The following is a 22,596-nucleotide window of genomic DNA, read 5'->3' as shown; positions in this document are numbered from 1 at the left end:
TATTAGTCAGCACCTATTATTTCAAAATTCACGTCTGGCAAGCTTTCAAAACTAGGTTTTGCAAATAAATACCCTTGCATAAGCTCAACACCTGCGTTTTTAAGCCATGTATATTCTTCTACTGTTTCAATCCCTTCAGCCAGTGCGATAATATTTAAATCGCGAAACATATTTAAGCAATGAGTTACTATTAATTGGCGTTTTTTGTCGTTGCTTATATCGCGTATTAGCGCCATATCCAGCTTGATAATATCTGTTTGAAAGTCAGCCAGTAGATTTAAACCAGAATAACCTGCACCAAAGTCATCAGTGGCGGTTTTAAATCCGAGAGACTGATAGTAATCAACAACGCGTTTAATGTGTGCGGTGTCTTCTATTTTTTCTACTTCAGTAAATTCAAACATAATATTTTGAATTGGGAAGTTATACTTTTTTGCAGCTTCTAGTGTGGTGCGTATACATCGCTCTGGTTTATAAATAGCATTAGGTAAAAAGTTAATGCTTAGCATTGATGTTATGCCCAGCTTTGAGGCAAGTTTAATGGCTTTAATACGACAAAGTTGATCAAATGTATAACGGTTGTCTTCATTCACCTTTGAAATAATAGAATAAGCAGACTCCTCATTTAAACCTCTAACCAGTGCCTCATAGCCATAAATAAGGTTAGTTTTACAGTTTATAATCGGTTGAAAAGCCATTGAAAAATCAAATTCGAGTTCGTTTGCGTCAGCACAGTTGTTACATGTCACTTTTTCGCAATTTTTTGATTTTTCGCTCATTTAGCTCATCCTGTTATGTTTATTTGTTTAGGTTAGTCGAGATTAGATTCTAACACAAATAGATTAAAGTATTGTTTTTTATGTTTTTATACATAATAAATAACTATGTAATTAAATGAAAAGTGATGACTAATGTCAGACCACTTAGTGACATTTAGCAGGTGTGTACGTTGCTTATTAAAACAATAATAGCGACATACATTACTTGGAGAATATAAATGAGCAATACAGTGACATTAGGCAAAAAAATTAAAGGATATTTACTTATTTTAACTTTGCTAAGCGTTATAAATTTACTAACTTCGCCTAGTTATATATGGGTAGTATGGCCAGCAATTGGGATGGGAATAGGGCTTGTAGTAAGTACTTTGAGTAGGAATAAACCTAAAAATAATTCTTTATAATAAGCAAGCCAAGTAATTACTTACTTGGCTTTTTTAGTAAGGAACTGTCTAAATAGTTAAAATGCTGATTGAAGTGTCGCATCTAGTGATATTTCGGTATTTAAGAGCTTGGAAATAGGGCAGTTCTTTTTGGTTTGTTCACATAATGCTTGAAACTGCTCATTTTGAATATCATCAATACGCGCTTTTACCTCCAGGGCAATATGCGTTACTGAAAAACCATCATCTACTTCATCAAGGCTTACAGTGGCTTTAGTATCAATTTTATCTGCGGTAAAGCCTGCATCACCTAATGCAAGCGAAAGTGCCATACTAAAACATGCACTGTGAGCTGCACCTACTAATTCTTCAGGATTTGAGCCTGCCTTATCTTCAAAGCGGGTATTAAAACCATAAGGTTGTTTGTTAAGCGCGCCACTTTGAGTTGATATGCTACCTTTGCCTGTTTTAATATCGCCAGACCATGTTGAACTTGCCGTTTTTTTAATCGTCATCATCTTCTCCTTGCTTGAGTGTAAGCTTTTCAGGTTAGCTAAGCGTTATTTACAAAATAAACTTATATAAAGCCTTAAAAGCATTAATTACTGATGATGTTGCAAAATAGACGCCAGTTAATTGTTATCCCTGTTTATTTCGCTTACAGCGCTCTGAACAATAAATAACGTTATCCCAGTCGCGCTGCCATTTTTTACGCCACGTAAAAGGTTTATTACAAATAGGGCATATTTTCTGAGGTAAGTTTAGTTTTTTGTGCGCCATGCTTACTTAACCTTGCTGTTACTTTTAGTATCCGTTTTACTTTTTGTTCGAGTAACTTTTTGAGTACCCCCAACGTGCTTTTTAAGAATCCTCCCTATGGCGCGTTTAACATCGGCTCGCTCACGGTATTGCCATAAGCGCTCGCGTGCTTCTTTTGAGGCTGCTGTTAAATCAAGCATCGGTTCGGGATAATCCTCCCCTAACTTAAAGTCGTTAAAGAGTGCCTCCATCGGAGTTTGCTCCCAAGGCTGATGTAAATATTCAATAGGGAGTTTTTCAAGCTCGGGGCACCACTTTTTAATAAACGAACCTGTTGGGTCTTGATCTTCTGATTGTTTAATTGGGTTGTAGTGCCTGATGGTGTTAATGCCTGTTACCGAGGCTTGCATTTGAATTTGCGGATAGTGAATTCCGGGCTCAAAATCTAAAAAGTAATTAGCGAGAGGAAAGCTTGCTTGCTGCCAGCTTATATTTAAATGATGCGTTACAAAGCTTACAAGCATGGCGCGCATTCTAAAGTTTATATAGCCGGTGGCTTTTAAGCAGCGCATGCAAGCGTCAATAATGGGAATACCTGTTTGACCTTGCGCCCAGCGTTCAATATCGTTTTTAACATGTTCATCATCGCGATACGGAAATACATGATAACCCGGATTAAGGGCTAAAAACTCCATAGAACATTCGCTCTCAAACTTTTGCATAAAGTGGCAGTGCCAATGCAAGCGCGATACAAACGCAGCAAGCGGGCGCTTCCAGCCTCTTTTGTCAGGGTGTTTTGAATGATATTCATCAATGGCCATTTGATACACTTGCCTAAGGCTAATATTCCCCCACGCTAAATACGGGGAAAGCCGAGAGCAATGAGTTTGGCTTAAACTTGGGCTCGATATTCCTTTTTGATAACCTTTACCGCGCTCGGCAAAAAAGCTCTGCATTACAGTTCGCGCATGCAACGGGCCACCTTGTTGAAAGCTGTCGTGATCTTGCGTGTAGGTAGTTGGTAATGTTGGTGCTTGGTAGTTATTGAGAGTAATTGTTTTTATACTCTTCCAATTAGGAACAGCAATAGGTGCTTGCATTGTTTGCTGCCAGCGTTCGTTCCAATTATTACGATTTTTTTTGCCGCGAATAACCGCGCCTGTTTGCGACTCTTGCCAGTTAATATAGTTATGCTGGCACCATGCTTTTATTGCTTTATCGCGCTCAAAGGTGTTGTTTAGGCCTATTTCTTGATGGCTAAAAATATTTACTATTTCAAACTGTGCCTTTAATGATTCAAGTAAATCGTTCATATTTAAATTAAAGATATAAACACAGGCATTAAAGCGCGCTAGTTGCTTGTTTAACTCAACGACAGATTGATATACAAAGCGCCAGTGCCGCTCATTGTAGTGTGCATCTTCGAGCAGCAATGGCTCAAAGTTATAAAGTAATAGGGTAGGTAAGCCATTACTGAATGCATTTTTTAATGGTTGATGATCGCTAAGACGCAAATCACGTTTAAACCACACGATGTTTATTTTCATATAATTTGTTTATTGCTTTAAATAGAGATAAAAATTAGCTTGTTATTTAACTGAGTCAGCCAAACCTATACGTAACTAACTTGAATTAAGATTTAGTTTTAATGTATTAAAAGGAAAAGTATGTTTTTAGATTTAACTGTAAATAAAGAGCTTAATGTTTATTCGTATTTAGTTGGCGGGATCAGCCCTCGTCCAATTGCATGGATAAGTACATTAAGTAGCGACGGTGTGGCTAATATTGCTCCTTACTCATTTTTTACAGTAGCGAGTTGTAACCCACCAGTATTGAGTGTGACGCAAGTAAATCCACGCGATAAACCAAGTAAAGATACATTAATTAACTTATTAGCGACTAAAGAATGTGTGATTAACATTGTGAGTCATGAGCAGGTTGAAAAAATGAATCAAAGCTGTGCTAATTACCCTAGTGATGTTAGTGAGTTTGATGCTGCAAATATAACTAAAATTGATAGCCAAATGGTCGCAGTGCCGAGTGTTGCTGATTCAAAAGTACGCTATGAGTGTAAGCTACGTGAAGTTATTACTATTTCAAGCGAGCCTGGCGGCGGACAAATGATGTTGTTAGACATAGTGGGTATTTGTATAGACGATGAAGTGATGAGTGGTGGCTATATTGACCCTGAATTATTAAATGCAGTGGGCAAAATGGGCGGCGATTACTTTAGTACAACCAAAGATAAGTTTTTGCTTAAAAGGCCACAGTTGTGAAATAATAGTTTACTTAGGAATATAATAATAATAAAAGGATTTACGAATGTTTAAGTTCATTTTCACTTTGTTAATTGCTTTGCAAAGTTTTGGCTCTTTTGCCACACAAGATAAAAAACTATCTATAGAAGTTTTTGCAGGCTTAAAAGATTTTAGCCAAGTTAAGCTATCTCCCAATGGTAAGAACCTCGCTTTTGTAAGAAACCATCAAGGGACTTTAATCTTAATGGTTAAAAACTTGGAGACAGGGGTTACTACACCAATTATAAACTCAAATAACCATACAGTGTTTTTTGATTGGTATAACTGGGCAAATGATGACGTATTATTGCTTGGTGCTCGTTATATAAAGTATCAGTTTGGCGGAGTTAAATATACATCAACTCTTATGTATGCGTATAACTTTAAAAATGATAAAGGTCTTAAATTAGCTTTTAAAGCCAACACAGTAAGAGATGAAATCCAGCCACAATATTCAGACCGAATTGTTAGTTTTTTACCTGAAAAAGAAAATAAAATTTTAGTTGAGGGGGATTTTAAAATAGCAAATACCCCAGCTGTTTATGAGTTGGATTTAACTACATTACGTAAGACTCAAATACAAAGGCCACGCAGTAATGTAGTTACTTGGTTTGCCGACCGGCAAGGTAAAGTTCGTATTGCAAAAAAAATGGACGATACGCAATTTACTTACGATTATTTTGATGAGAATAGACAGTCGTGGGATACTTTATTTGATTATGAGGTTTTTAGTGAGCAAAGTATTTCTATATTAGGGTTTGATAAAGACTCTAATTTTTTATACATCACTGCGTTACATGAAGGGCGCGATGCATTATTTAAACTCAATTTAACGACTAAAGCTCGCGAGCTAATTTACAGTAATACTAAATATGATTTTGATGGGTCTATTTTTTATTCACAACAAACCGGAGAAGTTGCTGGTTTTACTGATTCCCATTTAGATGATGGTATTAAATATTGGGATAAAGACTTAGACAAATTACATCGTTCTTTGCGTGTATCGCTCCCTAAAGATGAATATAAATTAAACATTGTAAGTACCAGTAAAGATCAGCAAAAATATATACTTTATATCAGTTCAGACAAAACGTCTGGCAGTTATCTATTTGGGGATAGAGTTAAAAAGCAGGTGAGTGCAATTGCTGATGTTTATCCGAAAATAGATGCCTCGGTATACAGAGGCAAAAAGCGCATTAGCTATAAGGCAAGAGATGGCTTGAAAATAGAAGGCTATTTAACTCTACCAGTAGAATATAAAGAAGGTGATAAGTTACCAACAATTATATTTCCACATGGCGGCCCTATGGCAAGAGATTATGCTAACTTTGATTACTGGACTGCTTTATTAGCCTATAACGGATATGCTGTTTTACAGCCTAACTTCCGTGGTTCAAGTGGCTATGGGTACGACTTTTTAATGCAGTCAATTCAAGGTTTCGGTTTAGCTATGCAAGATGACTTGCAAGACGGTGCAAACTGGTTAATTGATCAAGGAATAGCGCATGCTGATAACATTTGTATAGGTGGTGCTAGCTATGGTGGCTATGCAGCGTTAATGGCTGTAATTAAGCACCCAGAAACGTTTAAATGTGCGGCTAGTTTTGCTGGAGTAAGTGATTTAGAGTATTTAGTGAGTAAAGCACGATACTTTACAAACAAAAATATTGTTAGAAAGCAGTTTGGAACTGATGATGATTTGCTAGAAGCTAATTCTCCGGTGAATTTTGCTAAAAAAATAACTAGACCAATATTACTTGTACACGGAACTGATGACAGTGTTGTACCTGTTTACCATAGTAGAGAAATGCAGGATGAACTTGATGATGAAGGAAAAGATGTTACTTATATTGAGCTTGAAGATGGTGACCATTACTTATCTTATCAAGAGCACAGAGTTAAAACTCTTCAGGCATTTTTAGACTTTTTTGATAAACATTTGAAAAATAATAAATAGCCAGACTCCAGTTAAATAGCAAAAAGACAACTTGGGTTGTCTTTTTTGATCACAATCTTCCTTAGTTTGTGCACATTGTTTGCACTTTTACTTGTTAACATTGTTTTATTAAACGTTAAAGTAAAGGTTCAAACATTGAAAACACTTCTTAAAACAAAAGCCTCTAATGTAACTAAGTTATTCGCGTTAAGTGCGCTTTGTATCGCTTTAAGCGCATGTAATAGCGATTCTACAAGTACTACAACAGACGGCGAAACGGTCAGTAATAGTGCTCCAACTGTTGACGCCGGTATTGACCAAACTGTTAATGCGGGCGATACCGTTTATTTAATTTCAACAGTTGAAGATGATGGCGAAGTATCTGTTAGCTGGTCACAAACATCAGGCACTACCGTTAGCTTATCTTCAAGTACTGCAACGTCTACTGAGTTTGTTGCACCTGAGGTATTAACCGATGAAGCACTTGTATTTGAAATCAGTGCAGATGACGGCACAAACGATGTCGTTGTAGATACCGTTATAGTTAATGTTATTGCTTCATCCGACTCAGGCTCAGATACTGGTGCAGTTGATAATAGTGCAAAACTTACCAGCTGGTTAATTAACAACGATACAACCTCCACTTATATACAAAACAATGGCGCAGTGGTTGAAGATGTTCAATCAGTTGAGGTTGTTACTGTTTCTGAGGAAGATGCTGACGTTGAATACATGTACGTGCAAACAACTGACATTCCTAAATATGATGTAACGCTTACACAAGACCAAGTAGACGCGTTAAATAACCGCCCGCGTGCAGCTACCGATTTTTATAACGGTGTAACCTCAGCAGCAGTAGGGCAAACCATTTCGTTTGGTGAAGATATTGGCTATAACAGCAGCACTGAAAACTGTGATGACACAGGCGGTGCAGGCTATTGGCCTCCAGGACCAGGTTGCCCAACAGAACAAACAGTTGAGGCGTATTTTCCGATAACACCTACCGACTTATCTGACACTGAAACTTGTGAAACAGGTTTAGGTACAGTTGGCTTAATGGTTAATGGCACCAGTATATTTAACTGGGGCGATGGTATGAGCTACGGTAATAATATTTGGTATACATTAGCGCCCATTGCTGAGCAATACGATGTTGACGTGTGTGGCGGACATGCTGCTAACGGTGAATATCATCACCATTTTTACACTAGTTGCTTAGCTGATTTACTTGAAGATGATGGCGATGCGCATTCACCTATTTATGGGTTTGCAGCTGATGGCTATCCGCTTTATGGTCCTTATGAAAGTAACGGTCAACTTGCATTAAGCGGCTGGGAAATGCGTGATTATGGCGCGTCAGAAAGTGAAGGTGGTTGTGGTACTGAAGGTGAGCGAAGCTGTACCTTAGTTGATCAATACGATGTTAGCCAAGGCACACAAACAAGTGATGCAGGTCCTGCTATTGGCGCAGAAGTAACGACGCTCTCTGGTAATACATTAAATGCCGACGATGGTTATTATTTTGAAGATTTCTACTATGCACAAAAAACAGTAACCGGTGCTCAATTAGATGAGCATAACGGCCACGATACTAATGATGGCAAGGGTTATCACTACCATATAACACTAACGTTAGACAGCGATGGTAAATTACAGCCTTCTTTCCCTTATCAAATAGGGCCTCGTTTTAAAGGTCAATTAGCCGATAATTCAATTGGTCGCTGTGATACGGGCGAAACAATGGGTCCACCACCGGGAATGTAAGGAGTAACTATGCGTTATTTTAAATACGCATTGATCCTAACTACTGCTGCGCTATTGAGCTTTAAGCTCTTTGCGCAGCAGGAAATTATGGATCATAGCCATATGCCTATAGCAGTGCCAAGTGATACGCCAATCCCGGCATTAAGCCTTAAGTTATTAAAAGATAGTATATCGGGTTATAACTTAATTTTAGATACGCAGCGCTATGATTTATCTGTACCCCCTGAGGGCGCAATGAACATGCAGCAAATGATGAGCGTTACTACAAACGATGACACGGGCTTTTTACAAGGTCATGCTCATTTATATATAAATGGGGTTAAAATACAGCGAATTTACGGACATGCATTGCATTTACCTGCTAACTTATTTAAAAGTGGTATAAATACCGTATCGGTTACTTTAAATAATCATGGTCATATGTATTGGACCGCTCAGGGCAAAAAAATAGTTGCTACGCTGTATGTTAACGATCAAACCAAAGAGTTTATAACATACCGATTTGAAAGCTTTCCTAGCAAGGTTGAAAACACGCATTAATGAAAATTCATAATAAACTTTTTTTAATACTATTTAGTTTTACCTTTAGTGTTATTGCAGGGCTAGTAGTACTTATACAATGGAGTATAGGGCAAGGCGTAATTGATTTTGTTAATGCAAAAGAAGTAAAAGCGCTTGAACCACTTGTTGTGCAACTTGCAAAGCAATACGAACAAAACCCCTCATGGGAACGTGTTGTCGGCAATGGCGAAAATTTTAGAAAACTTGTTGAATCTCAGCTAGAAAATAGCCAGTTTTTACCTAGGCCACCAGAAGGTCCAGGCCCCAGAGGGGAAATGATGCGACGGCCGCCACCCGATCATATTCGTTTAGGGGGAGAGCGCCGCCTACCACCTGAAAATATTGCTCACTACGCTTTGCTTGACGAAAATAAGCAGCGAGTAGTGGGTAGATACCTCAGCGATTTAAAATATATAACAACCCCAATTACAGTGGGCGATAAAACAGTGGGTTACTTAGCTGTATCTAAAAGAGATAGCTTGGTTGATGGTTATGAGCTTGATTTTTTACAGCAGCAAACTAACTACTTATGGTTTATTGCTTTAGCCGCTGTATTGCTTACATTGCTAGTTACCTTTTTATTGTCTCGTCACTTAGTTAGCCCAGTAAAACAAATTGCTAATGGTATGCATCGCTTAACGCAAGGTAATTACGAGACCAAACTTACGCTTGAGCGAAAAGACGAATTAGGCCAATTAAGCGAAGATTTTAATATCCTTGCATTTACACTCGCTAAAGACGAGCAAGTGCGCAAACGCTGGCTTGCCAATATTTCTCACGAGCTTAGAACGCCAATGAGTATTTTGCTCGGTGAACTTGAAGCTATGCTACTTGGAATACGTGAGCCTAATGCAAAAAATATTAACTCGGCTAACGACGAGGCATTGCATTTAAAACGCTTAATAGATGATTTGCATATGCTCAATAGCGCAGAGTTAGGGGGTATGCATTACACTATGCAACCCACTAACATGGCGTTATTATTAAATACTATTGAGCAAAAATATCAGGTTATACTTGAGCAGCACAATATAAAAATTTACTTACTCAATAGCGCTAAACACATAACGGTACAAGCAGATAAAACACGCCTTTTGCAGCTGCTCGATAATATTTTAATGAACGCCGTGCACTATGCACAATGCACCACTATTTCATTAACAGCTAATAATATAAGCATTAAAGGGCAAACCTACTTAGAGCTTATAATTGAAGATAATGGCGTAGGTGTAGAGCAGTCGCATTTATCGCATTTGTTTGAGTATTTATATCGAGTAGATAGTTCGCGTAATCGCCAAGAGGGAGGTTCGGGCTTGGGCTTATCTATTTGCCAGCATATAGTTAAAGGCCATAATGGTGAAATAGCTGCTGAAAAAGCCACTCTAGGCGGTCTTGCTATTATTATTAGGCTACCAACTATTTAGCTTTAGTTGATTCATATAAAAAGTACGTAACTTGAACTTTGTTTGATATGGTATTTTTATCCTAAGTTTGGATTACTAATAACAGAGAACTCTATGAGCGAACAAATACTGATTGTGGAAGATGAGGTAAAGCTAGCTAACTTAATGAGTGACTTTTTAAGCAGCCATCACTTTATTACTCATCAAATACATCACGGGAATGAAGTATTACCTTGGCTTGAAATTAACAGGCCGAGCCTAATTTTGCTCGACATAATGCTACCTGGTCAAAGTGGTATAGAACTATGTAAAGCAATCAGGCGCTTTTCAAATGTGCCTATTATTATGGTATCGGCAAAAGTAGAAGAAATAGATAGGCTGCTTGGACTTGAGTTAGGTGCAGATGATTATATTTGTAAGCCGTTTAGTTATGCTGAGCTGGTGGCGCGAGTTAAAGCTATATTAAGGCGATTAATTAGCGCAAGTGATGTTACAGAGTCAACAATGAAGCTTGACGAGAGCACTTACAGCGTAAAATACAAATCAAGCAGCATAGAGCTAACGAACTTTGAATTTCAGCTATTTAAACCTTTGTTTAACAACCCAAATCGTATTTATTCGCGCGATAGTTTAATGGACACTATGTACGCCGATCAGCGTATTGTGAGCCATCGTACTATTGATAGCCATATTAAAAAGTTGCGTAAAAAACTAGATGAAGTGACACAAACTGAAAGTGTTATTCAGTCTGTTTATGGGGTTGGCTACCGATTTGTGCACCCGCAGTAAGAGGTATTAGTAAGCTATGACGATGAGCTACTCATCATCGTCAGCATTTTTAATTCGCTCTAAGCGGTCAAACTCTTCGTATTCGGCAGCTTGAATTTCATCAAGAATAGAATCTACATCGGCAAGTTCGTCACTGTCTTCAAATTCACCAGTAAGCGTTGAATTAGGCGTTAAATTTGCCTCTTCAAATAATGCCCACATTTCTTTAGCGTATTGAGTTTTTAGTATGCTTGGCGCAAATTCACCATAGTAGCGGCGTATGTTATTTACATCGCGTGCAAACATAGCTTGTGCACTGTTATTTGCTGAAGCGTTAACTGCTTGCGGTAAATCTATAATTACAGGGCCGTTATTATCTACAAGTACATTAAATTCAGATAAATCGCCGTGTATTATACCTGCGCAAAGCATAAGCTTAATGTAATGCATCATGAGTTTATGCTGCTCAATCGCTTGCTCTTCACTAAAAACGACATGTCCAAGTTGAGGGGCTACGTTACCATTCTCGTCCGACACGAGTTCCATAAGCAGCACGCCATCAATACAAAAGTAAGTATCAGGAACACGTACACCCACGCCAGCTAAACGAGATAACGCATCAACTTCGGCATTTTGCCAAATCTCTTCTTCTAATTGACGGCCATAGCTAGAACGTTTACCCATAGCACGCGCTTGGCGTCCACCACGTACTTTTCGGCCTTCTTGGTATTGTGCCGCTTTTTTAAAGCTACGTTTAACCGCGTCTTTATACACTTTCGCACAGCGAATGTGCTCACCACAGCGGACAATAAATACATCGGCTTCTTTACCGCTCATTAGTCGGCTTATAACTTCGTCAATAAGGCCATCATCAACAAGGGGTTGTAGGCGTTTAGGTATTTTCACAGATTGCCTGCTAAGTAGGGTTGGTTATTAATCATTATTTATGAAAGTGCTCTGTATTTGTTTGTTTAATTGGCTCAAGCAGTATATCAGCTTTGAGAATTAAGGGCAGTAACACTACTGCCTGAGAGTAATTAATCGTATTATTTTATTAGCTTATATATTGATTGCAAAGCAATCAACCAGAACTTTTTAAATAAGTATTTAGATTACTATTTTTTATTAAAATAATTTATTACTTCCTCATTATTTGCACATTGTTTGCGTTTTTAAAGCGTAAGCTTAGTTTAATTCTTAAATACGAGGTTATTACTATGAAGCATTTTTCAACTCTTGCCACTGTGGCAATATTATCTATTGCTTTTTCAGCTAATGTAGCTGCTCGAGGCGGTGACAATCCTCCTGAAAAACCTGACTTTTCAACTATTGATACTGATGGTGATGGCGTAATTAGCTTTGAAGAGTTTAGTGCTAAAAAACCGCCACACGGCGATGCACAAACAATTTTTGATTCTATAGATGCCGATGGTAATGGCGAAATTAGTGAACAAGAACTTAGCGATCATAAACCACCTCGTCGTGAACGCTGAAAGGATACTAAAATGATTAATAGTATTAACAGTAGTTCTGCGAGTTTTATGCCGCAACAAAGTAGTCAGGCTGCAAAACTAACAACAGAGCAAAGCGATTTTGTTAAAGAAACGCTTGCAGAGTTTGACGCTGAAAACTTAACCGAAGAAAACGCGCAAAGTATTCAAGCGGCATTTAAAGAACAAGGTATTGAACCAACAAAAGAGCTTGCTGATTTAATGAGCGAACTTGAGTTTGATGCTAAAAGCATTGGTGATGCAGGACGAGTGGAAGGCCAAAGACCGCCACCGCCGCCACAGAACTCATTAGAATCAGTAGATACAGACGAAGTAGTCAGCTACTTAGATGAGCTATTAACTGAGTATTCAAGCCAGTTGTCTGATGAAGATAAAGAATCAATCCTTGCATCAGTGCAAGAGAAGTTTGGTTTAAGTGAAGGCGATTCACTGCTAAATGTAACTGCTTAGGTGTTATAACTTAGAGTAAAGCTGACTGTTACTCGAAAGTCTTAAGTCCAAAGCCCAACGGTTAACTCTGTTGGGCTTTTTTATTGGCTTAATTTAACCGTGTTTCTATTTTGCTGGTGCCATCTTCTTCGGTAAATTTAAATACAAAATCTTTTTTACCGTCTTGGTTTATGTCTACCAGAAGAATATCTTTATTATTTTTAGGCAGCGTTAGTTTTAATTTTGTACGTTTATCATTTAGGAGTGAGTCTTGCTCTCCGTAATAAATATAGAGCGTTTTTTTACTGTATTTGTATACTGCGTCAATATAGCTGTCGCCGTTAATATCACCTAAATATAGGGCTGGCTCGGAATCATCGCCGTTCATTCCCACTTCCATTTCTAAATCAAGTTCTATACTCGATTTATTGGCAAATGAGCCGTCGGGTTGCTGCTTATAAATGTTCATTTCTACATCTACATCAGTACTGCCACCGCCCAATGCCATAGACGCAATAGTACCTAAGCCAATATCTAAATCCATTTTTTGTAAATCAATTAAGCCATCATTATTAAAATCAGTTTTGAGCAATAACTCACTAGGGCCTTGTGTTTCAAATAAGGTAATGGGCGTATTACTAAAGCCTTTAGCACTTCCTAAGTACAAAGTATGTGCTATTTTTATATCTAACGAATCCATACCTTGCGTTGGCTTAAACTGTCTAGTTGTAAAATCTAGAAATCCGTCGTTATTAATATCAATAATTTGCTTTATTTTGCGAGTTTCGCCATTGCTTAGCTCGCCTAATTCGATGTTAAAATCAATTGAGGTGAGCTTTTGCTCAAAGCCTTCTGGATTAGCAAGTAGTACATCTGCTCCAAAGTCATTTGAAAAAACCAAGTCGCTTAACCCGTCGTGGTTAAAATCAATAACGACGGGTTTATTGTTAATATTAACTTCTAGAGAAAGCCCTTTTCCTGAAAAGCTGCCTTCATACATAGGTGTTTGTTTAAATTTGTTAGGCTTAAAGCTGCCATCTTTATTTTGAATGTATAAAGTGCTGCTTGCTAACCCAGGGATAAAAATATCGCTTAGACCGTCGTTGTTGGCATCGAAGACAAAGTCTACTTTTTCAAATTTATCTATTTTTAATTGATTTAGAACCGACTCATAATTAAACAATAGTGTTGGTTTACCAGCATGGGCTTTGTATACGCCATCACTTGTTAGTACGAGTGCTTGTTTATCGGTAATGTTAGCAAGTGTAGCCACATCAAACCCGATGGCATTTTTTGGTAAAGCAAGTTCACTACTTAGTGATGTGAGTAAATTGATGGCTTCTAATTGTTTTGATTCTTTATTATATGCAAATAAAATCTCTGAATCGGTTGATACTAATTCATCCGTTGTTTTTATTGCCATTGTTTGAGCTATAGCGCTAATGGGGGTAAGTAAAGTGATGAGTGAATAGCAAAGTGGTTTTATCATGCAAATCCCTTTTTTATATTTAGTTGTATCGTTACATTTTTATTATTCACTTATATAAGCAACATCAGCGCATAACTTAACGTAGGGTCCAGCACTGGCGGTTTGCTAATTAGCGTAAATTTAAACGTAATACACTTATGTAAGTTGGTTTATATTTAGCCTACGCTAATAACTATGTACTGGGTGTAAGTAATTGTAAGATTATGTTTTAAGGAGGGCTTGTTGACCTTTCAGGATTGAACTTTGTTCAACCCAAGGAAGATTTAATCGCGGCGCGAGGTTTGTAACCTAGTAACAAAGAGTCAATCTCCCCTAGGCAGAACCCTTCGGGCAGCGAATGTTTGGTATTTATGCTGCGTTATCGCCTATTTATGGGGAATAACCACACTACATAGGCTCTGCATTGCCTAAATACCAAACAGTCTGCTGCAAATTTGACCTCGAAAGATAAACAAGCCCTAATAAAAAAGGTAGTGCAAAACTCATATGGCAGTTAAGCGCTTTTAGCGGGTTTTAGTTATCAACGGCACAGCTTATTTTGCTCATTTAAATAAGCATCTACAAAATCTACTTCCATCGGTTTTGAAAAGTAATAACCTTGCAGGTGAGATACACCAATATTAGTAAGCGTGTTTGCTTGTTCAATAGTTTCAACGCCTTCAGCAACAACAGTAAAATCTAAAGATGAGGCCATTTGTACAATTGCATGAATAATACTTAACCCTCTTTTATCCATATTTTGAATAAAACTTCTGTCTATTTTTACTATATCTACACCAATATCAAGCATGCTTGATAGTGATGAGTAGCCAGTTCCAAAATCATCAATTGAAATACAAAAGCCTTGTTTTTGTAGTGCTTTCACGGCTGTCAAAAATGTGAGTTTATCTTCGGCAAATACTGATTCGGTAATTTCTATATGCAGATCTTTAGGCTCTACTTGGTGATTGTTTACTATTTTTAATACCTTAGTTACAAAATTTGGATCTTGTAATTGTATTACCGATACGTTCACGCTTACTGCAATTTTTGTCGGTAAATGGTTGAATTTATTTGCTTGTATACTTGCTTGTTCTATGACCCAGAGGCCCATTTGGGTTATTAAACCGTATTGCTCGGCAATAGTTATAAACTCATCAGGGAAAATATTTTCACCGTCTAGTTGCCAGCGTAATAATGATTCGAAAGAGGTTACTTTTGATGTTTTGCTATCTACAATTGGCTGAAATACTAGTCTTAAACTGTTTTCTTCTATGGCACTGGCTAGGCGTTGACTCAACAGGTACTCTCTTTCTTGTTTTAATTTGAGTGAATCGTTATAAATATTGATATTACCTTTAGCCATGCGTTTTTGGTGATACATTGCAATATCAGCAGAGCGAATTAAGGTATTTAAATCACTCCCGTGCTCAGGGTACATGGCCATTCCAATAGTTGCTGATACCCATTTTTGATATTTATATGTTTCATGCTCGGCGCTAATGCTTTGAAGCACTTTATTAGCAAACTCGATAAGCTCAGTTTGGTTTTGATACGTTGCTAAAATTAAAAACTCATCCCCGCCCCAACGGCATTTATAGAGTTGTTGGTTGCATACATTACTAATTCTCAGTGCTATTTCTTTTAATACTTTATCGCCTACTTTGTGACCCAACGAATCGTTGATTTGCTTAAAGCCATCTAAATCTACAAATAATAAAGCAAAGGGTTCTTTAGGGTTATCTGCTAGTTGTTTGTTTGCATTTTTTAAAAATGCGGTGCGGTTTAATAGATTTGTGAGTGGATCGGTATTCGATAAGCGGTAAATTTCTTCAGTGCGTTGCTCGACCTTGTTTTCCATTTCATTAAGCAGCTCTCTGTTTTGGTTTTTGAGCTTGATTGCACTGTGTGTAAATGTGGCTGATTTGTACGATGAGGCAATCATGATTGTGGCAAAAGTTAAACCTAATAACCCCAATACGTGTTGGTAGTGATCGTTTGAAAGCGCTAGCAAAAAAGAGTAGGGCGCCAATAAAGTAAAGCTATATAAAACAGCGGTAAAACGACTTCCAGACAGCAAATTTGCAGAGCCACCGGCAAGCGCCGATAAAATAGCGATGGTCGTAGTAACTTCCACCGTAGATGAAGTGCTATGAAACCAAAGAGCATAACCACACCAAGACACGGCTGTTGATATACAGCCAATAGCAAAGCGATTTAGATAAGAATGTGTGTTGTAAGGTTGGCGAGAATTTTGAGCTTTCAAAAAAAGCCCTACATCAATAATACGTAAAGTAAGCACGCACATCATTATGCCTAACCAGACTACTTTATCGTGGTTAGTTTTCTCATTAGTTATATCAAAAGCAAATACTAAAGCAACGCTGACTAGTACAGAGACTGCAATTCCGGAAATAGCATTCGAGTATAAAATTTTGAGCGCTTCTTTTCGCTCATTATTACTTAAATTGTTATATGGCACTAATTAAAACCTTTTTCAAAAACAACCCCTAGGAAATTAAGTAAACCATTTAGCAAATTACACTAATGCAATACTGGTAATACAAAGAGCTTAATAAGCCTTTACGCAGCTAAATAAAACTTTAATGTAAAGTAAATATAGTTTACGGGAGGGATAAAAAAAGTTTAAAAAGTAAAAAGGCCCAAAATAAATATTTATTTTGAGCCTTAAAATTATCAAGCAGGTTAAAGTGTTAACGACTTTACTTGCTGTTCTATAGATTTAACCTTCGAAATCACTATCGTTATGGCGCTCTGCCATTTGCTCTTCTTCAGGACCCCATGTGCGATTTACGCGACGACCACGCTTTACTGCGGGGCGCTCTGATATTTGCGTAGCCCAGCGTACAAGATGGGTGTATGAGGCAACATCTAAAAACTCTGCTGCATCATATAAAGCTCCAAGCACTAACGATCCGTACCACGGCCAAATTGCAATATCGGCAATTGAGTATTCATCACCTGCCATGTATTCATTTTCGCTTAAATGGCGATTTAACACGTCAAGCTGGCGTTTAGTTTCCATGGTAAAACGGTCAATAGGGTATTGCATTTTACTTGGTGCGTAGCTATAAAAATGACCAAATCCGCCACCTAAGTAAGGCGCTGAGCCCATTTGCCAAAATAGCCAGTTACGACACTCAGTTTTAGCTTTTAAATCTTTAGGTATGAGTACATCAAATTTCTCAGCCAAATACTGTAAAATAGAACCAGATTCAAAGATGCGAGTAGGCGGCGTGGTTGAATGATCCATTAGCGCTGGGATTTTTGAGTTTGGATTAATATCAACAAAGTCAGATCCAAACTGATCGCCATCACCTATGTTTATTAAATATGCGTCATAGTCTGCATCGGTGCAACCAAGCTGTAAAAGCTCTTCAAACATGATTGTAGCTTTTTGGCCATTAGGTGTCGCAAGAGAATAAAGCTGAAATGCGTGCTCACCAATAGGTAGAGTTTTGTCATGAGTCGCGCCTGCGATTGGGCGGTTAATGCTGGCAAACTTACCGCCACTTTCACTTTCCCACGTCCATACTTTTGGTGGCGTGTATTCGTTTTTATCACTCATAAATAACCTCTGTTAGATGAAATACATATATGGTAAATGTGGCCATAAAAAATTAATTAAAGGCCCTAATACTTAATTTACCGACCTTTTAATTTATCGGCTTTTGCTAATCTATAACCTAAAAACAACCCGCTTAGCGCTCCAAATAAATGGCTTTCAAACGATACATGATAGCGCTGAGGTAAAACACCCCATATAAAACCGCTATAAAGTATAGCCACTACAACTGCAATTATAATTGATTTTAATGAGCGTCTTACTAAGCCGTAGCATAGAATAAAGCCCCATAAACCATATATAACACCGCTTAAACCAACATGTATGTTACTGCGCCCAAATGCCCAAACTAAGAGTCCACCGACTAGAGCGGTAAAAATAAATACGTTATAAAAACGTTTTACGCTGTACTGGCAAATTAGCCAGCTTAATACTACAAATGGGATCATATTACTGGCAAAGTGCCACCAGCTACCATGTAAAAAAGGTGCGCATAGTATGCCAATTAATCCTTGGATACTGCGTGGATATATGCCTAAACCATTAAGATTTATGCCAGGTAGACTATTGATCACCTGTAGTACGAAGCAAATAACAACAATACTAAATATTGCGAAACGGGTACTAGTTAGTAATGACAGTGTGGTTGGCTTGGTTGCCATATAATCGCCCTAATTGACTTTAAGAGTTGCCAGTATAGGAATTGTATTTGCTAATGAAAAGCAATTAAAAAAGCACAGCATAAAATGCTGTGCTTAATTTTAATTATTACTCACTATTAACCTAATTTAGTTAATAGTTTTTTTGCAGCTAGTTCAGAGCTTGCTGGGTTTTGGCCGGTAATTACTAAACCGTCTTCTAGTGCTAATACACCCCAGTCGTCAGTTTTTTGATAATCGCCACCTTTTTTAATTAGCTCGTCTTCAACTAAAAATGGCACGATATCGGTAAGTTGCACTGCAGCTTCTTCAGAGTTAGTAAAACCAGTTACTTTTTTACCCGCTACTAATGCATTGCCATCAGCATCTTTAACATTTAAAAATGCAGCACTTGCATGACATACCGCAGCAACAGGCTTTTGCTCTTTTACAAAGCTTTCGATAAGTGAGATTGAATCAGTGTTGTCAACCAAGTCCCATAATGGACCGTGACCGCCTGGGTAAAATACAGCGTCAAAATCGCTAGATTTTACTTCACTCAACACTTTAGTGTTTGCCATAAGTGTTTGTGCTGCGCTATCTGCGTCATAACGTTTAGTTGCATCAGTTTGAAAATCGATAAGCGTACTTGTCGGATCAATAGGTGGTTGACCGCCAGCTGGAGACGCTAATGTTACTTCAACGCCTGCATCAACAAATGCATAATAAGGGGCTGCAAATTCTTCTACCCAAAAACCTGTTTTTTCGCCAGTGTTACCAAGTTCTGCGTGAGATGTAAGAACCATAAGTATTTTTTTAGACATTGAATATATTCCTTCTGATGATTTGAATTAGTTTATCTTGCTTACCAATTACTATATGCACTAAAAGAGCTTTAAACAACGATGATAAATTTAACTTTATTGGTTTAATAATTGATACAATAGAGGGGTTGAATTTAAAACACGCTACGGAGCACATATGAAGGTGTCGTTTGAGCAGTTAAAGAGCATGGTCGTATTTGCGCAAATTGTAGAGCAGGGCAGCTTAACCGCTGCGGCTAAACAGTTAGGTCTTACGCGAGCAGTAGCAAGTTATCATTTAAAAAAGTTAGAAACCCAACTTGAAGTCACTTTATTAAATCGCTCAACTCGTACCATGGCGCTAACTGAGGCGGGCATTGCTTATTATGAGCGTTGTAGAATAATTACCGAACAAGCTAATGCAGCTAATCAGCAAATAGAAAATATAAAGAGTGAGCCACAAGGTTTACTTAAAATTAGCTGCCCTGTGAATGTGGGAATGCAGCTAATTGTGCCCGCAATAAATACGTTTAAGCGCCAATACCCTAAAATTAAAATAGACTTACAGCTTACTGACGATGTGGTTGATATTATTAAAAATGGGTTCGATTTTGCAATTAGGGGTGTGGCACTGAGTGACTCCAACTTGCAAGCAACCAAGCTGACTACAATGAGCACTTGTATTTGTGGCGCGCCGGATTACTTTACACATTTTGGTAAACCTAAAACACCTTTAGAATTGGCAGATCATCAATGGGTGGTTTATCAGCTAGGAAGTAAAACTTTAACACTTTCAAAAGATGGCAAAAAACACGACATTACAATGCAAGGCGCCTTAAGTACTAATAACGCAGCTGCACGTACTGCCTTTGTAGAAGCGGGGCATGGCATTGGGCGTATTCCGCTTTACGATGCGTGGCCTAAAGTACAAGCTGGGCTACTTGAAATAATATTAGATGATTATAAAAGCAAAGATATTGAACTGTACGGGGTATTTCCGCCAGGAGCTGCGGGATCTAAAAAACTACGATTATTTATTGATTACTTAAAAGCGTATTTTGTAAAACAGCATACCGCCTTGGGTATGCTGAAAAGTGTTTAATTATTTTCGCTTTTTAAATATTTATAAAGCATTTATAAAACACTTATAAAGTACGGCTAAATAATGCAACCGCTTGTTGATACATATTAATTGCAAGGGCTGCATCGTATCGCTCACCTTCATCACGCATAAAGGCATGTTGGGCATTAACTTCTTGCCATTGGTAATTAATGCCCGTGCTTACACATTGCTGGTATATTTTAGTACGGCCTTCCTTTGGCACATGCGGGTCTTGTTTACCCCATATAAAGTGAATTTCGCCTTGTATATCAGCCATGCGTTCAAATGAGTTATTACCTGGTTTTGCAGGTAATGTGTTGCTGTGAATATCAGTAGCGTATAAGCAAAAAGCCGCTTTAATTTCAGGGTTTAGTGCCGATCTGTAAGCTAAGTGACCGCCAATACATACGCCCATTGCGCCGACGGTGCCTGTGCAATAGCTTTGCAATCTAATGAAGTCGATCATAGTTTGTGTGTCGCTGTCGTGGTGCTCAAGTGGCTTTGCCCACTTATCGGCATTGCCTTTGTCTTTACCTGTATCATCATAAGCAAGCACAGTGCCTATAGGATTTAACTCATGAAACACTTCAGGCACTAACACTACAAAGCCATGGCTTGCTAAAATAGCTGCGCTGCGTGCAATAGGTGCAGTTTGCTGAAATATTTCAGAATAAAAAATAATAGCAGGGAACTGTCCTTGCGCCTGAGGGCGATATACTGTTGTTCGCATTAAACCTGTAGGTGTTGGCAAGTCTGCATTATGTTGTTGAATTATCATAAAAGCGCTCAGTTAAATAAAATTATATATAATGATATGGTAACTGAGCGCGATAAAATAAACGACTTTTGTTGTTGAGTATTTATACCAACCTGCATAAATCTTTGATCAATTTAACGAATTAAATTTCACTATAACGTCGTTAAAAATTTTTTATTTAGAACAACTAGATAAAAAAATTTTTGCCTAGTTCTAGCGTAATTTTCTTAACGTTAAATAGACCCCATATATAAGCAGATTGGTATTAAATACTTGCAGGCATTTTATTACAACTAGCGTAATAACTTACGGTAGCCGGCCAATCTGAAAATATAGCCATTACCCCCACGTCTTGTGCGAGCACATCAACGACTGTCATCATATCGCCATCGTTATCTATAACATCAGCAATTGATTGATAGTAATAACCACCACCTTCATTAAGCGGACCTGAGCGCTCAAGGCTCCATGCAATAAGCTCTAAACCTGCTGCTTTAGCATCAATTGCGTATTGTGATGGCACAATATTGCTTTCGTTATTTATTGTTAGCATCATCCAAATTGGAGGGGCTAAAATTTTAACGCCATCAGCCACTAACTCATCCATACCCGGTTGCCATGTTTGTGGGTTACTTGTATCAAATCCGGCTTCACTGTCGCGACCATCTAGGTATACGCTTTTATCTGCAAAGTCAGGGTTAGTGTTAATCCAGTATTTTACGTCATCAAGGTTAAACGATTGCGGATAAACTCTTGAGGCAGGTACACCCATTTGCGTGTACTCATCTAACATTTTTTGCGCATATTGCTCTTGCGTCATTCCATCAAACGGCATGCTTACTTGTGGCGATTTAAGTTCTGGGGTCATTTTTACCCCCATCTCATTAAACAGTGCAATGCTTTGCTTATGGGTCATTAATGTACCTTGGGTAGCATATAAATCAGTGCGCCAATTTGGAGTACCATCCATGTAATCGGCAACGGTAGTTGCATTAGTGTTTGCACCATCCATTTTACCTTCAAGGGTTAAAAATTCCGCTAAGCTTATATCACTGGTACAGCATTTAGCTGACGCAGCAATGCCATTAGTAGGGTCGGCTGGTGTAAATGGCACACTGCATTTAGCTGCAAGTTCAGGAATGGCTAAAATATTAGTTGTGGTGTGTAAGTCACATTGAGAGTGGCGACACACTAGTTCTTTGTCGTTTGTAAATGTAACATCGCATTCAACAATGCCTGCGCCCATTCTGGCTGCAGCTATGTAGGCTTCTTTAGTGTGCTCAGGGTATTGCATTGATGCACCGCGATGACCAATCGAAAAATCGGTACGGTAAAAAGGACCTTCACTGCACGACTCTAGTTGTGTTTTTAAAGCGCTGTCGCTCATGTCATTAACTAGATAATAAGGGCGAGTGCCTAGTTGAATATCTGGAGCGCTACCGTTTGGCACTTCTACAATAACAGGCGTAGGTACTTCAATAATCTCAACTTCGGTGTTGGTAACAACGACTTCTTTTTCTACTATTTCTACATCGTCATCGCAGCCTGCAAGTGTGGCTAACAATATACAGCTTGTAAGTAAGGTAATACGCTTCATTGTTTATCCTTAAAAAGTAAAATTTTTACTACCTTAATGATTGTTAATGACAATT

At 38.1% G+C, this 22,596-nt stretch carries 22 protein-coding genes; 10 read left to right on the top strand and 12 right to left on the bottom strand.

Features of this window, described 5'->3' with window-relative positions; all coding sequences use genetic code 11:
* Nucleotides 1-2: 2 nt before the first annotated feature.
* A complete protein-coding gene (locus I6F44_RS07265) occupies nucleotides 3-779 on the bottom strand; it encodes an EAL domain-containing protein (protein WP_197173532.1) in 777 nt (258 codons plus the stop codon).
* 218 nt (nucleotides 780-997) lie between these two features.
* Here I6F44_RS07265 and I6F44_RS07260 point away from each other — a divergent pair, with 218 nt between their 5' ends.
* Nucleotides 998-1,183, top strand: a complete 186-nt coding sequence (locus tag I6F44_RS07260) for a 2TM domain-containing protein (RefSeq protein ID WP_008136990.1) — start codon at nucleotides 998-1,000, stop codon at nucleotides 1,181-1,183.
* Between the two features lie 56 nt (nucleotides 1,184-1,239).
* On the opposite strand, the gene I6F44_RS07255 is transcribed toward I6F44_RS07260, so the two are convergent.
* The 3 genes from I6F44_RS07255 to I6F44_RS07245 form a co-directional block, all read right to left on the bottom strand.
* The gene (locus I6F44_RS07255; RefSeq protein ID WP_008136991.1) at nucleotides 1,240-1,677 is read right to left on the bottom strand and encodes an OsmC family protein; all 438 of its coding nucleotides are present in this window, start codon (nucleotides 1,675-1,677) and stop codon (nucleotides 1,240-1,242) included.
* Nucleotides 1,678-1,801: 124 nt separating this feature from the next.
* Nucleotides 1,802-1,942 carry a DUF2256 domain-containing protein gene (locus I6F44_RS07250; RefSeq protein WP_002958154.1) on the bottom strand — a complete coding sequence of 47 codons (141 nt, stop codon included), beginning with the start codon at nucleotides 1,940-1,942 and terminating at the stop codon, nucleotides 1,802-1,804.
* Between the two features lie 2 nt (nucleotides 1,943-1,944).
* On the bottom strand, nucleotides 1,945-3,468 hold the full coding sequence (locus I6F44_RS07245; protein WP_197173531.1) for a cryptochrome/deoxyribodipyrimidine photo-lyase family protein: 1,524 nt from the start codon (nucleotides 3,466-3,468) through the stop codon (nucleotides 1,945-1,947).
* 120 nt (nucleotides 3,469-3,588) lie between these two features.
* Here I6F44_RS07245 and I6F44_RS07240 point away from each other — a divergent pair, with 120 nt between their 5' ends.
* The 6 genes from I6F44_RS07240 to I6F44_RS07215 all read left to right on the top strand — a co-directional run bounded on the left by I6F44_RS07240 (nucleotide 3,589) and on the right by I6F44_RS07215 (nucleotide 10,671).
* Nucleotides 3,589-4,197, top strand: coding sequence for a flavin reductase family protein (locus tag I6F44_RS07240; protein ID WP_101217772.1), 609 nt, complete (start codon nucleotides 3,589-3,591; stop codon nucleotides 4,195-4,197).
* A 46-nt stretch (nucleotides 4,198-4,243) separates the two neighbouring features.
* Nucleotides 4,244-6,175 (top strand): alpha/beta hydrolase family protein, encoded by a 1,932-nt coding sequence (locus tag I6F44_RS07235; RefSeq protein ID WP_197173530.1) that lies wholly within the window; start codon nucleotides 4,244-4,246, stop codon nucleotides 6,173-6,175.
* Nucleotides 6,176-6,250: 75 nt separating this feature from the next.
* On the top strand, nucleotides 6,251-7,918 hold the full coding sequence (locus tag I6F44_RS07230) for a YHYH protein (RefSeq protein ID WP_197173537.1): 1,668 nt from the start codon (nucleotides 6,251-6,253) through the stop codon (nucleotides 7,916-7,918).
* Between the two features lie 9 nt (nucleotides 7,919-7,927).
* Nucleotides 7,928-8,458, top strand: coding sequence for a hypothetical protein (locus I6F44_RS07225; RefSeq protein ID WP_197173529.1), 531 nt, complete (start codon nucleotides 7,928-7,930; stop codon nucleotides 8,456-8,458).
* On the top strand, nucleotides 8,458-9,903 hold the full coding sequence (locus I6F44_RS07220; protein WP_197173528.1) for an ATP-binding protein: 1,446 nt from the start codon (nucleotides 8,458-8,460) through the stop codon (nucleotides 9,901-9,903). Before I6F44_RS07225 ends, I6F44_RS07220 begins: the two co-directional genes overlap by 1 nt.
* A gap of 93 nt (nucleotides 9,904-9,996) precedes the next feature.
* Entirely contained in the window at nucleotides 9,997-10,671 is a 675-nt protein-coding gene (locus I6F44_RS07215) for a response regulator (protein ID WP_197173527.1), read from the top strand.
* Nucleotides 10,672-10,698: 27 nt separating this feature from the next.
* Here the strand turns inward: I6F44_RS07215 and I6F44_RS07210 are convergent, their stop codons facing one another.
* Complete coding sequence (locus I6F44_RS07210; RefSeq protein ID WP_010555357.1) at nucleotides 10,699-11,556, bottom strand: PA4780 family RIO1-like protein kinase; 858 nt, start codon at nucleotides 11,554-11,556, stop codon at nucleotides 10,699-10,701.
* 311 nt (nucleotides 11,557-11,867) lie between these two features.
* Here I6F44_RS07210 and I6F44_RS07205 point away from each other — a divergent pair, with 311 nt between their 5' ends.
* Nucleotides 11,868-12,143 (top strand): EF-hand domain-containing protein, encoded by a 276-nt coding sequence (locus tag I6F44_RS07205; protein WP_007581281.1) that lies wholly within the window; start codon nucleotides 11,868-11,870, stop codon nucleotides 12,141-12,143.
* A gap of 12 nt (nucleotides 12,144-12,155) precedes the next feature.
* Entirely contained in the window at nucleotides 12,156-12,611 is a 456-nt protein-coding gene (locus I6F44_RS07200) for a hypothetical protein (RefSeq protein ID WP_197173526.1), read from the top strand.
* A gap of 88 nt (nucleotides 12,612-12,699) precedes the next feature.
* On the opposite strand, the gene I6F44_RS07195 is transcribed toward I6F44_RS07200, so the two are convergent.
* The 5 genes from I6F44_RS07195 to I6F44_RS07175 all read right to left on the bottom strand — a co-directional run bounded on the left by I6F44_RS07195 (nucleotide 12,700) and on the right by I6F44_RS07175 (nucleotide 19,106).
* A complete protein-coding gene (locus I6F44_RS07195; RefSeq protein WP_197173525.1) occupies nucleotides 12,700-14,079 on the bottom strand; it encodes an FG-GAP repeat domain-containing protein in 1,380 nt (459 codons plus the stop codon).
* 520 nt (nucleotides 14,080-14,599) lie between these two features.
* A complete protein-coding gene (locus tag I6F44_RS07190; protein WP_197173524.1) occupies nucleotides 14,600-16,540 on the bottom strand; it encodes a putative bifunctional diguanylate cyclase/phosphodiesterase in 1,941 nt (646 codons plus the stop codon).
* Nucleotides 16,541-16,801: 261 nt separating this feature from the next.
* Complete coding sequence (gene yghU, locus I6F44_RS07185) at nucleotides 16,802-17,647, bottom strand: glutathione-dependent disulfide-bond oxidoreductase (protein ID WP_197173523.1); 846 nt, start codon at nucleotides 17,645-17,647, stop codon at nucleotides 16,802-16,804.
* Between the two features lie 77 nt (nucleotides 17,648-17,724).
* Complete coding sequence (locus tag I6F44_RS07180) at nucleotides 17,725-18,306, bottom strand: rhomboid family intramembrane serine protease (protein WP_010555361.1); 582 nt, start codon at nucleotides 18,304-18,306, stop codon at nucleotides 17,725-17,727.
* A gap of 116 nt (nucleotides 18,307-18,422) precedes the next feature.
* Nucleotides 18,423-19,106: a type 1 glutamine amidotransferase domain-containing protein gene (locus I6F44_RS07175; RefSeq protein ID WP_197173522.1), complete on the bottom strand. Its 684-nt coding sequence runs from the start codon at nucleotides 19,104-19,106 to the stop codon at nucleotides 18,423-18,425.
* Between the two features lie 157 nt (nucleotides 19,107-19,263).
* Here I6F44_RS07175 and I6F44_RS07170 point away from each other — a divergent pair, with 157 nt between their 5' ends.
* Complete coding sequence (locus tag I6F44_RS07170; protein ID WP_101164168.1) at nucleotides 19,264-20,187, top strand: LysR family transcriptional regulator; 924 nt, start codon at nucleotides 19,264-19,266, stop codon at nucleotides 20,185-20,187.
* 43 nt (nucleotides 20,188-20,230) lie between these two features.
* On the opposite strand, the gene I6F44_RS07165 is transcribed toward I6F44_RS07170, so the two are convergent.
* Both I6F44_RS07165 and I6F44_RS07160 read right to left on the bottom strand, forming a co-directional pair.
* Entirely contained in the window at nucleotides 20,231-20,965 is a 735-nt protein-coding gene (locus tag I6F44_RS07165; RefSeq protein WP_197173521.1) for a dienelactone hydrolase family protein, read from the bottom strand.
* Nucleotides 20,966-21,209: 244 nt separating this feature from the next.
* Complete coding sequence (locus tag I6F44_RS07160) at nucleotides 21,210-22,541, bottom strand: glycerophosphodiester phosphodiesterase family protein (RefSeq protein ID WP_197173520.1); 1,332 nt, start codon at nucleotides 22,539-22,541, stop codon at nucleotides 21,210-21,212.
* Nucleotides 22,542-22,596 lie beyond the last annotated feature (55 nt).

The organism is Pseudoalteromonas sp. NZS11_1, from assembly GCF_015864275.1.
In the GTDB taxonomy this organism is placed as follows: domain Bacteria; phylum Pseudomonadota; class Gammaproteobacteria; order Enterobacterales; family Alteromonadaceae; genus Pseudoalteromonas; species Pseudoalteromonas arctica.
Note: the sequence above shows the minus strand (reverse complement) of the source record. Positions and strands in the feature narration are given on the sequence as shown.

Coding starts and splice junctions, on each gene's coding strand:
- I6F44_RS07245 (WP_197173531.1), bottom strand. CDS start 3,468: ATGAAAATAAACATCGTGTGGTTTAAACGTGATTTGCGTCTTAGCGAT.
- I6F44_RS07180 (WP_010555361.1), bottom strand. CDS start 18,306: ATGGCAACCAAGCCAACCACACTGTCATTACTAACTAGTACCCGTTTC.
- I6F44_RS07160 (WP_197173520.1), bottom strand. CDS start 22,541: ATGAAGCGTATTACCTTACTTACAAGCTGTATATTGTTAGCCACACTT.
- I6F44_RS07200 (WP_197173526.1), top strand. CDS start 12,156: ATGATTAATAGTATTAACAGTAGTTCTGCGAGTTTTATGCCGCAACAA.
- I6F44_RS07220 (WP_197173528.1), top strand. CDS start 8,458: ATGAAAATTCATAATAAACTTTTTTTAATACTATTTAGTTTTACCTTT.
- I6F44_RS07195 (WP_197173525.1), bottom strand. CDS start 14,079: ATGATAAAACCACTTTGCTATTCACTCATCACTTTACTTACCCCCATT.
- I6F44_RS07205 (WP_007581281.1), top strand. CDS start 11,868: ATGAAGCATTTTTCAACTCTTGCCACTGTGGCAATATTATCTATTGCT.
- I6F44_RS07175 (WP_197173522.1), bottom strand. CDS start 19,106: ATGTCTAAAAAAATACTTATGGTTCTTACATCTCACGCAGAACTTGGT.
- I6F44_RS07240 (WP_101217772.1), top strand. CDS start 3,589: ATGTTTTTAGATTTAACTGTAAATAAAGAGCTTAATGTTTATTCGTAT.
- yghU (WP_197173523.1), bottom strand. CDS start 17,647: ATGAGTGATAAAAACGAATACACGCCACCAAAAGTATGGACGTGGGAA.
- I6F44_RS07165 (WP_197173521.1), bottom strand. CDS start 20,965: ATGATAATTCAACAACATAATGCAGACTTGCCAACACCTACAGGTTTA.
- I6F44_RS07250 (WP_002958154.1), bottom strand. CDS start 1,942: ATGGCGCACAAAAAACTAAACTTACCTCAGAAAATATGCCCTATTTGT.
- I6F44_RS07260 (WP_008136990.1), top strand. CDS start 998: ATGAGCAATACAGTGACATTAGGCAAAAAAATTAAAGGATATTTACTT.
- I6F44_RS07255 (WP_008136991.1), bottom strand. CDS start 1,677: ATGACGATTAAAAAAACGGCAAGTTCAACATGGTCTGGCGATATTAAA.
- I6F44_RS07235 (WP_197173530.1), top strand. CDS start 4,244: ATGTTTAAGTTCATTTTCACTTTGTTAATTGCTTTGCAAAGTTTTGGC.
- I6F44_RS07170 (WP_101164168.1), top strand. CDS start 19,264: ATGAAGGTGTCGTTTGAGCAGTTAAAGAGCATGGTCGTATTTGCGCAA.
- I6F44_RS07225 (WP_197173529.1), top strand. CDS start 7,928: ATGCGTTATTTTAAATACGCATTGATCCTAACTACTGCTGCGCTATTG.
- I6F44_RS07265 (WP_197173532.1), bottom strand. CDS start 779: ATGAGCGAAAAATCAAAAAATTGCGAAAAAGTGACATGTAACAACTGT.
- I6F44_RS07215 (WP_197173527.1), top strand. CDS start 9,997: ATGAGCGAACAAATACTGATTGTGGAAGATGAGGTAAAGCTAGCTAAC.